This window comes from Streptomyces sp. NPDC097640 (assembly GCF_040302705.1).
Taxonomy (GTDB): Bacteria; Actinomycetota; Actinomycetes; order Streptomycetales; family Streptomycetaceae; genus Streptomyces.
Map to the genome: position 1 here is coordinate 28,563 of NZ_JBEOSB010000003.1, position 11,500 is coordinate 40,062.

Sequence of the window (11,500 nt, forward strand, 5' to 3'; positions counted from 1 at the left end):
CGGGGCCTTCTCGGCCCCGCCCGCCGCCGTGTGTCGGATGGTTCGGTGTCGGATCAGCCGTGCTTTTTGCCCGTGCCCGTACTGCCGCCACGGACGCCGCGGGTGTCCGTGGAGGGCGAGGTCGGCGGGGTCGTCGGCGGCGTGGTGGTGTCGGTCGACGACTCGCCGCCCGAGCTCGGGGGCGTCGTCGGCGGGGTGGTGGGCGCGGACGAGGAGGCCGTCGGGCTCTCCTTCGTGGGCGGGGCCGAGGTCGTCGGGTCCGCCGACTCACTGGCGGACGAGGAGGCGGCGGAGCTGCTGCTCGGCGGCGGCGGGACGGCCGCGCCCATGTCGGTGTCCAGGTCGAACTTGGCGCTCCCCTCGCCGTCGAGCGCCGACCCCATGTACGCGGCCCAGATCTGGGCCGGGAAGCCACCGCCGTTGACGCGCCCGCCTCCGGCGGTGCCGGTCAGCGTCACCTGCTTGCCGCCCTGGCCCTCGCCGAACATGCCGACCGAGGTGACCAGGTCCGGGGTGTAGCCGGTGAACCAGGCCGACTTGTTGTCGTCGGAGGTGCCGGTCTTGCCCGCGACGGCCTGGCCCTTCTGCTTGACGGCCGAGCCGGTGCCCTGGTCGACCACGCCGGTCATGACGGAGGTCACGGAGTCCGCCGCGGTGCGGCTGATCACCTCGTCGCCGGTGGTGTCGGGCAGTTCGACGGTCCGGTCGCCCTTCTCCGCCGACTTCAGGATGGTGGGGGTGACCTTCTTGCCGTGGTTGTCGAGGGTGGCGTAGACCCCGGCCATGTCCTTGGGGCTGGCGCCCATGACGCCCAGCGACATCGCGGGGGCCACGTCGAAGCCGCCCGCCTTGGCGTTCATGCCCAGGTCGGTGGCGGTCTTCTTGACCTTGCTCAGGCCGACGTCCACCGCCATCTGCGCGAAGACCGAGTTGACGGAGTTGTTCATCGCAGTCTGGACGGTGATCCGGCCGTAGTCCCTGTTGTCCTCGTTCGGCGGCGCGAACCCGACCTCGCCGCCGTCCTGGCCCTTGACCGGCCGCTTGCTGTCGCCGTCGTAGACGGTGTTGGCCCGGATCGGGGTGCCGTCCTCGGTGGTGGATTCGTTCTCCAGCGCGGAGGCGAGGATGAGCGGCTTGAAGGTCGAGGCGGGCTGGTAGTCCGCGCGGGTGGCGTTGTTGGTCCAGTGCTTGGTGGCGCCCGCGCCGCCGTACATCGCCACGATCGCGCCGTTCTTCGGGTTCACTGAGACCGCGCCGACCTGGGTGTGCTTGTCGACGGTGCGCGTCTTCGGCTTGAGCTTGTCGGTCAGCTGGGTGCGGACCGCCTTCTCCAGCTCCTGCTGCTTCTTCTTGTCGATGTTGAGGGTGATCGTCCAGCCGCCGGCCGCCAGCTCGTCCTCGCTCACCCCGGACTTGGCCAGCTCCTGCTTGGCGAGCTCGACGAAGTAGCCCGCCTGGCCGTCGACGCCGGGGGTGGGGCGGGGGTCGCCGGGAACGGGGAACGTCAGGCCCGCGCGCTCGCCCGCGTCCAGCCAGTGCTTCTCGACCATGTTGTCGAGGACGTAGTTCCAGCGCTGCTTGACCAGCCGCTTGCCGTTGGGGCCGGCCACCGAGTAGTCGTACTGGCTGGGGGCCTGGAGCACCGCGGCGAGGTAGGCGCCCTGCGCCACGGTGAGGTCCTGGACGTCCTTGTTGTAGTACGCGCGGGCGGCGGCCTGGATGCCGTACGCGTTGCGCCCGTAGTAGCTGGTGTTGATGTACCCCGCGAGGATGTCGTCCTTGGACTCCTGCTGGTCGACCTTGAGGGAGATCACCAGCTCCTTCAGCTTGCGGCTGACGGTCTGTTCCTGGCTGAGGTAGTAGTTCTTGACGTACTGCTGGGTGATGGTCGAGCCGCCCTGCTTGCCCCGGCCGAGCAGCGTGTTGATCATGCCGCGCGCGGTGCCCGTGAACGAGACGCCGGGGTCGGAGTAGAAGTCCTTGTTCTCGGCGGCGACAAAGGTGTGCTGCACCTCTTTGGGGATCTTCGACAGCGGTACGGACTCACGGTTGATCTTGCCCGTCTTGGCCATGATGCTGCCGTCGCTGTACTTGTAGACGTTGGCCTCCGCCGTGGCCAGGGCGTTGGCGTTGGGCACGTCGACCCAGAAGTAGAGCACGAGGAAGGCGCCGATGAGCAGCAGCCCCATCGAGAGGAAGTAGCCCAGCACCATCTTCCAGGTGAAGAAGCGGCGTATACCGGTCTTCTTACCGGCCTTCTTGCCACCCTTCCCGGCCCTGCGAGCGCTTTTCTGCCGCGCCCGCCGCTCTTCGGCTCTGCCCATCTCTCCCGCCGCTCCCGCCGCTTCCGTACGTCAGCCCCCAACTCAGCTCATGAAGCTAACACCGCAACTGACGTCAAATACTCATCGATCAAGCTTTTTCCGAAGGTGACAAACAGCACCCACCCTGCTGGAACTGACGTCTGGCCGCGGCCGAGGGTTGCCTTCCCCCATAAATCTGCTATCACTTTGATAGAGGCCACACGGCCCCGCACCACCCAGCACCAGCGAAAACGGGGGGACTCCATGCCCGACATGACCGATATCACACCTGCCGCCCACATACCGGACCAGCCCAGGACCCAGGTGCGCGAGCGGCCCGCGCGCAGCATCAGCGGCGGGCTCGCACTGCTGCTCAGCCTGGCCGGCCTGGCCGCGGGCCCCACCCTCATCGCGGCCGGAGCCGACACCTCCGAATACGCCTACGAGGACAACAGCAACCCCGGGCTCATCATGCTCGGCATCTTCGTGATCATCGCCTCCTTCATCGCGATGCGCGGGCTGTGCGCGATCGCCCCCGGCCAGGCCCGCGTCGTCCAGCTCTTCGGCCGCTACAAGGGCACCCTCCGCACCGAGGGGCTGCGCTGGGTCAACCCGTTCACCAGCCGCAAGAAGCTCTCCACCCGGGTGCGCAACCACGAGACCCCGGTCCTCAAGGTCAACGACGCGTACGGCAACCCGATCGAGCTCGCCGCCGTCGTCGTCTGGCGCGTCGAGGACACCGCGCAGGCGGTGTTCGAGGTGGACGACTTCCTGGAGTTCGTCTCCACCCAGACCGAGGCCGCGGTGCGCCATATCGCCATCGAGTACCCGTACGACGCGCACGACGAGGACGCGCTGTCGCTGCGCGGCAACGCCGAGGAGATCACCGAGAAGCTGGCACACGAGCTGCACGCGCGGGTCGAGGCGGCCGGGGTGCGCATCGTCGAGTCGCGCTTCACCCATCTCGCGTACGCCCCCGAGATCGCCTCCGCGATGCTCCAGCGCCAGCAGGCGGGCGCGGTGGTCGCGGCGCGCCGGCAGATCGTGGACGGCGCGGTCGGCATGGTCGAGGCGGCGCTGGCCCGGATCGCCGAGGAGCAGATCGTCGAGCTGGACGAGGAGCGCAAGGCGGCGATGGTCAGCAATCTGCTGGTCGTGCTGTGCGGCGACCGCGCCCCGCAGCCGGTCCTCAACACGGGCACGCTCTACCAGTGACGGACCGCGGCGAGCGGGACGAGGCCGCGGAGCCGGACGCGCGCGAGGGCGCGCGCCGGGCTCCGCGGCAGCGCAAGCAGATGCTGCTGCGGCTCGACCCCACGGTCCATGACGCGCTGGCGCGCTGGGCCTCGGACGAGCTGCGCAGCGCCAACGCTCAGATCGAGTTCCTGCTGCGGAAGGCGCTCGCGGAGGCGGGGCGGCTGCCCCGCTCCGCGGCCCCCATCCCCCGCCGAGGCCGCCCGCCCCGCACCCCCGAGCCCCCTGGCCCCGATCCGCACGATCCCTAGCCACCCCCGCCCCCGACACCCCCCTCACCTGCGGAAACGCAGAACTATCAGCATCTATACACACCATGTATACGCATGGTGTAGAGTGCTGCGCATGTCAATCGGCCACACCCTGCTCGGACTCCTGGAGTCCGGCCCGCGCCACGGCTACGACCTGAAGCGCGCCTTTGACGAGAGATTCGGGCAAGACCGCCCGCTGCACTACGGACAGGTCTACTCGACCATGTCCCGGCTCCTGAAGAACGGCCTCGTCGAGGTCGACGGCATCGAGCACGGTGGTGGCCCCGAGCGCAAGCGCTACGCCATCACCGAGGCCGGCATCACCGACGTGGAGCAGTGGCTCCGGCAGCCGGAGAAGCCCGAGCCGTACCTCCAGTCCGTCCTCTACACCAAGGTCGTCCTCGCCCTGATGACCGACCGGGACGCCTCGGACATCCTCGATGTGCAGCGCGCCGAGCATCTGCGCCTGATGCGCGAGCTCACCCAGCGCAAGCGCTCCGGCGACCTCAGCGACCAGCTGATCTGTGACCACGCCCTCTTCCACCTCGAGGCCGACCTGCGCTGGCTGGAGCTCACCGCCGCGCGCCTCGGCCAACTCGCCAAGGCGGTAACCCCATGACTCCCGCAGGCTCGCTTCTCATAGCCGAAGGGCTGAACAAGGCCTACGGCCCGACCCCCGCCCTGGACGGCGCCGACTTCTCGATCCACGCGGGCGAGGTCGTGGCCGTCATGGGCCCCTCGGGGTCCGGCAAGTCGACCCTGCTCCACTGCCTCGCCGGGATCGTCACCCCGGACTCCGGCACCGTCCAGTACGGCGGGCGCCTGCTGTCCGCCATGCCCGACTCCCAGCGCAGCGCGCTGCGCCGCAGCGAGTTCGGCTTCGTCTTCCAGTTCGGCCAGCTGGTCCCCGAGCTGAGCTGCGTGGAGAACGTCGCGCTGCCGCTGCGGCTGACCGGCGTGGGGCGCAAGGAGGCGGAGAGCCGCGCGCTGGTCTGGCTGGAGCGGCTGGAGGTCGCCGATGTGCGCGACAAGCGGCCCGGCGAGGTCTCCGGCGGCCAGGGACAACGCGTCGCCGTGGCCCGCTCGCTGGTCACCGGCCCGCGCGTGCTGTTCGCCGACGAGCCGACCGGCGCCCTCGACTCGCTCAACGGCGAGCGGGTGATGGAGCTGCTGACCGAGGCCGCCCGCGAGACCAACGCGGCCGTCGTCCTGGTCACCCACGAGGCGCGCGTCGCCGCGTACTCCGACCGCGAGGTCGTCGTACGGGACGGCAAGGCGCGGGACATGGCGGGCGCCCGATGAGCGCCGGCCATGTGACCCCGCTGCGGACTGCGGAACACACGGAACAGCACCCCGGCGGAGCGCCCCCGGCGCCCCCCGCCCGCCCGGAGTCCCGCCAGCCGGTCGGGCTGCGCCGCTGGGCCGCCGACCTGGCGATGGGGGCGCGCTTCGCGGTCGGCGGCGGCCGGGAGAGCTGGGCCAGGACGGTCCTGACCGCGGTCGGCGTCGGACTCGGCGTGGCGCTGCTGCTGTTCGCCGCCTCCATCCCGCATATCGTCTCCGCACGCGACGACCGCACCAGCGCCCGCTCCTACACGGACGGCTACCTCAACGAGGCCAAGCCGGGCCCCGGCACCCTGCGGTTCAGCCCGGGATCCACCACCTTCCGCGGTTCCGACATCACGGGCCTCCTGCTGGCCCCCGACGGCGACCGGCCGCCCGCACCCCCGGGTGTCGACCGGATCCCCGCGCGCGGCGAGATGGTGGTCTCCCCCGCCCTGAAGAAGCTGCTCGCCGACGGTGACAGCAAGCTGCTCAGGGAGCGTCTGAACTACAAGATCGTCGGCACGATCGGCGACGAGGGGCTGGGCGGACCGGCCGAGCTGATCTACTACGCGACCGTCGCCCCCGACGCCCTCTCCGAGGGCAACGGCGCCCGTCTCGACCACTGGGGTGACAACTCCCCGCAGCAGGAGCAGAAGCTGGACCCGGTCCTGCTGCTGCTGATCGTCGTGGGCTGTGTGGTGCTGCTGCTGCCCGTGGCCATCTTCATCGCCACCGCCGTACGCTTCGGCGGCGAGCGCCGCGACCGGCGGCTCGCCGCGCTGCGCCTGGTGGGCGCCGACAGCCGGATGACGCGGCGGATCGCGGCCGGCGAGGCGCTGGTCGGCTCCCTCCTCGGGCTCGCGGTCGGCACCGGGATCTTCCTGCTCATCAGGCAGTTCATCGACGGGGTCGCGGTGTTCGGCACCAGCGTCTTCTCTTCCGACGTCCAGCCCTCGGCCACGATCACCGCGCTGATCATGGTCGCGGTGCCCACCTGCGCCGTCGTGGTCACCCAGATCGCGCTGCGCGGTATCGCCATCGAACCGCTCGGCGTCGTACGCAACACCACGCCCAAACCGCGCCGCCTGTGGTGGCGGCTGCTGGTCCCCGTCCTCGGACTCGCGCTGCTGCTGCCGCTGATCGGCAGCGCGAACAACGGCGACTCCACGTACCAGGTCGCGGCCGGTGCGGTCCTGGTGCTCGTCGGTATCACCGCGCTGCTGCCGTGGCTGGTCGAAGCCGCCGTCAAGCGCTTCGGCGGCGGCCCCCTCCCCTGGCAGCTCGCCACCCGGCGGCTCCAGCTCAGCAGCGGCTCCGCCTCGCGCGCAGTCAGCGGCATCACCGTCGCGGTGGCCGGCGCGATCGCGATCACCATGCTCTTCGCCGCCGCGGAGAGCGACAACACCACCTCCACCGGACAGGACCCGACCCGCGCCGATGTGGTGGCGAACATCCCCGTGGACACCGGCGCGCAGGCACGGGACGCCATCGCGCAGTACGCCGCCATCAAGGGCCTACGGGGCTCGCTCGGCTTCACCGACGGAATGGCCAGCGACCCGCGCAGCAAGGCCAAGAACCGGGGCGACATCCCGGTCCAGAGCGTGGTGGTCGGCGACTGCCGCACGCTGAAGGAGCTGGCGCGGATCGGCGACTGCCGCGACGGCGACGTCTTCGTCACCGAGCCCGCCGAATGGGACGACGAGGACACGTACTTCATCAAACCGGGCGTGACGGTCAACCTCCGCTTCGACGAGAACTACAACCCCTCCCGCGACAAGCCGCAGCTGTGGACGATCCCGAAGTCCGCGCCCGTCGTGGGCATCAAGAAAGACCCGATGGGCGGCGAGCACTCCGGCATCCTGGCCACCCCGGGCGCGCTGGACATCGCCGACCTGCACGAACCCTCGGTGCAGATGATGCTCCGGCTCGACCCGAAGGTCCCGGACGCCATCGAGTACGCCCGCAACACGGCCGCCCGACTCTCCGCCGAGTCCGACATCTACGAGCTCCAGAGCACCAGGCAGTCGGACGAGTTCCGGACCATCAAGCGCGGCCTGTTCATCGGCGCCGCCGCCACCCTGCTGCTGATCGGCGCGAGCATGATCGTGTCCATGCTGGAGCAGCTGCGCGAGCGCAAGAAGCTGCTCTCGGTCCTGGTCGCCTTCGGCACCCGCCGCGCCACCCTCGGCTGGTCCGTGCTGTGGCAGACCGCGATCCCGGTGGTCCTGGGCCTGGCCCTGTCGGTCGCGGGCGGAATCGGCCTGGGGGCGATCCTGCTCAAGATGGTCGAGATGCCGGTCGCCGTGGACTGGACGAGCCTCACCATGATGACCGGGATCGGCGCGGGCGTGATCCTGCTGGTGACGCTCGTCAGCATGGGTCCGCTGTGGCGCATGATGCGGCCGGACGGGCTCCGTACGGAGTAGCGCGCATCCGCGCACCCCATGACCGCCGGACCCTTCCCGCCTGTGGGAAGGGCCCGGCGGTCAGGCGTTTCGGGGCTTACGCGAGGCCGCCCGCTCAACCCTTCGCGATCCGCACCGGCAGCGGCCCCAGCGCCTCCCGCAGCGCCCCCGCGAACGCCTGGAACTCCTCCTGCCGCGCCGCCCCCGCCCGCATCGCCAGCGCGATCCGCCGCGCGGGCGCCGGGTCCGCGAAGTAGCCGGTGGCCAACTGCTCGCTGCGCCCCGTCTCCACGCGCAGCGCCGTACGCGGCAGCAGCGTCACCCCGAGCCCGCCCGCGACCAGCTGCACCAGCGTGGAGAGCCCGGCGGCGCTCGTGGTCACCGGCGCGCCCTCCGGCCGGCCCGCCTCGCGGCAGATGTCCAGGGCCTGGTCGCGCAGGCAGTGGCCCTCGTCGAGCAGCAGCAGATCCAGCTCCTTCAGCGCGGCGCGGGGGATGTCGCTCCGCCCGCCGAGCCAGTGGTCCTGGGGCGTGACCAGCACGAAGTCCTCGTCGAACAGCGGCAGTTCGACCACGCCGGGGGCGGCCAGCGGGACCGCGAGCAGCAGCAGGTCGAGCCGTCCGTGGGCGAGGCCGTCCAGCAGTGAGGCGGTCTGCTCCTCGTGGACCTGGAGGTCGAGCAGCGGATAGCGGTCGCGGACCAGCCGCAGCACGATCGGCAGCAGATACGGCGCGACGGTCGGGATCACCCCGAGCCGCAGCACCCCGGTGAACGGCGCCCGCGCCGCCTCCGCCTCCTCCATCAGCGCCCCCACCGCCTCCAGCACCGTGCGGGCCCGCGCCGCCAGCCGCTCCCCCGCCGGGCTGAGCAGCACCTTGCGCGTCGTACGCTCCAGAAGCTGCACCCCGAGCGCCTCCTCCAGCGCGGCGACGGCCCCGGAGAGCGCGGGCTGGCTCATGCCGATGGCGGCCGCGGCATCGCGGAAGTGCAGCTGCTCGGCGACCGCGGCGAACGCCCTGAGCTGGGCGAGGCTGGGCTGGCGGGGCTTGCCCCCGAGTGTGGTCGGTGCGACCAACTGATAACCACCTCCGATCAACAGCACCTAGTCTAGCTATTTCACTGATCAATGCCTCGTGTGACAGGGTGGTTCCGTCCAACCCCGAGGAAACCGCCCTATAAGGGTTTTCTCCGCTGAAAGTTGCAAGGAGAGCACGTGCTCACTGTCGGTGACAAGTTCCCCACGTATGACCTGACCGCCTGCGTGTCGCTGGAGAGCGGCAAGGAGTTCGAGCAGATCAACCACAAGTCCTACGAGGGTTGGCGAGTTGTCTTCTTCTGGCCGAAGGACTTCACCTTCGTGTGCCCGACCGAGATCGCCGCGTTCGGCAAGCTGAACGACGAGTTCGCCGACCGTGACGCGCAGATCCTCGGTGTCTCCGGCGACTCCGAGTTCGTCCACCACGCCTGGCGCAAGGACCACGCCGACCTGCGTGACCTGCCCTTCCCGATGCTGGCCGACTCCAAGCACGAGCTGATGCGGGACTGCGGCGTCGAGGGCGAGGACGGCTTCGCGCAGCGCGCGGTCTTCATCGTCGACCCGAACAACGAGATCCAGTTCACCATGGTGACCGCCGGTTCCGTGGGCCGTAACCCCAAGGAGGTCCTGCGGGTCCTCGACGCCCTCCAGACCGACGAGCTGTGCCCCTGCAACTGGAGCAAGGGCGAGGACACCCTCGACCCGGTCAAGCTCCTCTCGGGCGAGTGAGCTGACCCGACCATGGCACTCGACGACCTGAAGTCCGCCCTGCCGGACTACGCGAAGGACCTCAAGCTCAACCTGGGCTCGGTCATCGGCAATTCCGACCTTCCGCAGCAACAGCTGTGGGGCACCGTGCTGGCCTGCGCGATCGCCTCGCGCTCGCCGCGCGTGCTGGCGGAGCTCGAGCCGGAGGCCAAGGCCAAGCTGACGCCCGAGGCCTACACCGCCGCCAAGTCGGCCGCCGCCATCATGGCGATGAACAACGTCTTCTACCGGACCCGGCACCTGCTGTCGGACCCGGAGTACGGCACCCTGCGCGCGGGTCTGCGGATGAACGTCATCGGCAACCCGGGCGTGGAGAAGACCGACTTCGAGCTCTGGTCGCTCGCGGTCTCCGCGATCAACGGCTGCGGCCAGTGCCTGGACTCGCATGAGCAGGTGCTCCGCAAGGCGGGCGTGGACCGTGAGACGGTCCAGGAAGCCTTCAAGATCGCCGCCGTGGTGCAGGCGGTCGGCACCACGCTGGACGCCGAGGCGACGCTGGCCGCGAACGGCTGACGGAAAACCCGCGCGAGGGGCGGTCCCACCGGCTGGTGGGGCCGCCCCTCGCGGGCGTGCGGGTCAGGCCGGGGTGAGCCGGGCGCCCCGGCGGGTGCCGAGCCAGCGGCCGTCGCGGACGACGACATGGCCCGACTGCATGACCCAGCGGATGCCGGCCGGGACGCGCCGGGGCTCCTGATAGGTCGCGGTGTCGCCGACCGTGGCGGGGTCGAACGCCACCAGGTCGGCGACCAGGCCCGGAGCGATCCGCCCGCGCTCGGGCACCCCGAAGACCTCGGCGGTCAGCCCGGTCATCTTGTGGACGGCCGTCGCCAGGTCCAGCACGCCGCGCTCACGCACATACCGGCCCAGCACCCGGGGGAAGCTTCCGTACAGCCTGGGATGCGGCTTGCCGCCCAGATCGATGGGCAGCCCGTCGGTGCACACGCTGGTACGCGGGGCGCGCAGCACCGTCTCCACGTCCCGCTCGTCCATGGAGAAGTCGACCATGTGCACCTGAAGGTCCTCGGTACGCAGCAGATGCACGATCACGTCGAACGGCGCCATGTCCAGCTGCTCGGCGAGCTGGGCGAGTGTGGCGCCCTCATGGGTGTGGCTGCGGGTCGAGGAGACCATGATCCGGTCGTAGCCGTCCCCCGCCACGATGTTCTCCCAGCCGTGGTCGGTGGGGTCCTCCACCTCCGCCCGGGCGCGCTCGATCTGCCGCGGGTCCGCCAGCCGCTGACGCAGCAGGGCGTCGTCGCCCTCCTGGAACCAGGGCGGCAGGACGGCGTGCAGCGTCGTCGAGCTGGCGTCGTAGGGGTAGACGTCCTGGTTGACGTCCACGCCTTCGACGCGGGCCCGGTCCAGTCGGGCGAGCGCGTCGTCCACGCCTCCCCAGAACGGCACGCCGGCCGCCTTGAGGTGCGAGACCTGCACGCGGCGGCCGGTGCGGGCGCCGAGCGCGACCGCCTCTTCGACGCTGCGCCCCAGGTGGCGCCCCTCGTCACGCATGTGGGTGGCGTAGATACGGCCCTCGGGCAGCCGGCCGGCCAGGTCGACCAGGTCGTCCGGCTCGGTGTAGAGGCCCGGCGGGTAGATCAGCCCGCTGGACATCCCGAAGACCCCGGCCTCGACCGCCTCGTCGAGCAGCGCGCCCATCCGGCGGGCGTCGGCGCGGTCCGGCGGGCCGGGCCGGCCGCCCATGGCCGCCTCGTGCAGTGCGCCGTGGCCGACCAGCGGGCAGTAGTGGGTGACGTAACCGGCCGCGTCCAGCCGTTCGAAGAGGGCACCGAAGCCGCCGTACGGGCCCGGGTCCGGGCTCTGGCCGCAGTTGCCGACGATCTCGGTGGTGATGCCCTGGAGGATCTTGCTGGTGTCGTCCTCGCTCTCCAGCGGCGACCCGTCGGCGTGCGAGTGCGGGTCGATGAAACCGGGCGCCAGCGCGAGGCCGGTGGCGTCGAGGATGTCGTAGCCGTCCCCGGGGGCGAGGGTGCCCGGCGGCGCGACGGCGGCGATCCGGCCGGCGGCGACCGTGACATCGGCCGGTCGGGGCGCCGCCCCCGTGCCGTCCAGCACCGTCGCACCGGTGATCAGGAGAGCGCCGCCGCGGGGAGTGGCGGACGCTCCGGAGGCCGCGGGCGGAGGGGAAGTGGCGGGCAA

At 70.9% G+C, this 11,500-nt stretch carries 10 protein-coding genes; 7 read left to right on the forward strand and 3 right to left on the reverse strand.

Going from position 1 to position 11,500, the window contains the following annotated elements:
* Positions 1–53 precede the first annotated feature (53 nt).
* The gene (locus tag ABTY62_RS04535) at positions 54–2,324 is read right to left on the reverse strand and encodes a transglycosylase domain-containing protein (protein WP_352127887.1); all 2,271 of its coding nucleotides are present in this window, start codon (positions 2,322–2,324) and stop codon (positions 54–56) included.
* 252 nt (positions 2,325–2,576) lie between these two features.
* On the opposite strand from ABTY62_RS04535, the gene ABTY62_RS04540 reads away from it, so the two are divergent.
* The 5 genes from ABTY62_RS04540 to ABTY62_RS04560 all read left to right on the forward strand — a co-directional run bounded on the left by ABTY62_RS04540 (position 2,577) and on the right by ABTY62_RS04560 (position 7,560).
* Positions 2,577–3,518, forward strand: coding sequence for an SPFH domain-containing protein (locus ABTY62_RS04540; RefSeq protein ID WP_352127888.1), 942 nt, complete (start codon positions 2,577–2,579; stop codon positions 3,516–3,518).
* Positions 3,515–3,808 (forward strand): type II toxin-antitoxin system antitoxin, encoded by a 294-nt coding sequence (locus tag ABTY62_RS04545; protein WP_352127889.1) that lies wholly within the window; start codon positions 3,515–3,517, stop codon positions 3,806–3,808. Before ABTY62_RS04540 ends, ABTY62_RS04545 begins: the two co-directional genes overlap by 4 nt.
* 94 nt (positions 3,809–3,902) lie before the next feature.
* Positions 3,903–4,427, forward strand: a complete 525-nt coding sequence (locus ABTY62_RS04550; protein ID WP_352127890.1) for a PadR family transcriptional regulator — start codon at positions 3,903–3,905, stop codon at positions 4,425–4,427.
* Positions 4,424–5,110, forward strand: coding sequence for an ABC transporter ATP-binding protein (locus ABTY62_RS04555; RefSeq protein WP_352127892.1), 687 nt, complete (start codon positions 4,424–4,426; stop codon positions 5,108–5,110). Before ABTY62_RS04550 ends, ABTY62_RS04555 begins: the two co-directional genes overlap by 4 nt.
* Entirely contained in the window at positions 5,107–7,560 is a 2,454-nt protein-coding gene (locus tag ABTY62_RS04560) for an FtsX-like permease family protein (RefSeq protein ID WP_352127893.1), read from the forward strand. Before ABTY62_RS04555 ends, ABTY62_RS04560 begins: the two co-directional genes overlap by 4 nt.
* 94 nt (positions 7,561–7,654) lie before the next feature.
* Here the strand turns inward: ABTY62_RS04560 and ABTY62_RS04565 are convergent, their stop codons facing one another.
* Positions 7,655–8,614, reverse strand: a complete 960-nt coding sequence (locus ABTY62_RS04565; protein WP_352127894.1) for a hydrogen peroxide-inducible genes activator — start codon at positions 8,612–8,614, stop codon at positions 7,655–7,657.
* Positions 8,615–8,752: 138 nt separating this feature from the next.
* On the opposite strand from ABTY62_RS04565, the gene ABTY62_RS04570 reads away from it, so the two are divergent.
* Both ABTY62_RS04570 and ABTY62_RS04575 read left to right on the forward strand, forming a co-directional pair.
* Entirely contained in the window at positions 8,753–9,304 is a 552-nt protein-coding gene (locus ABTY62_RS04570) for a peroxiredoxin (protein ID WP_352127895.1), read from the forward strand.
* A 12-nt stretch (positions 9,305–9,316) separates the two neighbouring features.
* Positions 9,317–9,856, forward strand: coding sequence for an alkyl hydroperoxide reductase (locus ABTY62_RS04575; protein ID WP_311727510.1), 540 nt, complete (start codon positions 9,317–9,319; stop codon positions 9,854–9,856).
* Between the two features lie 63 nt (positions 9,857–9,919).
* On the opposite strand, the gene ABTY62_RS04580 is transcribed toward ABTY62_RS04575, so the two are convergent.
* Positions 9,920–11,500, reverse strand: a complete 1,581-nt coding sequence (locus ABTY62_RS04580) for an N-acyl-D-amino-acid deacylase family protein (RefSeq protein WP_352127896.1) — start codon at positions 11,498–11,500, stop codon at positions 9,920–9,922.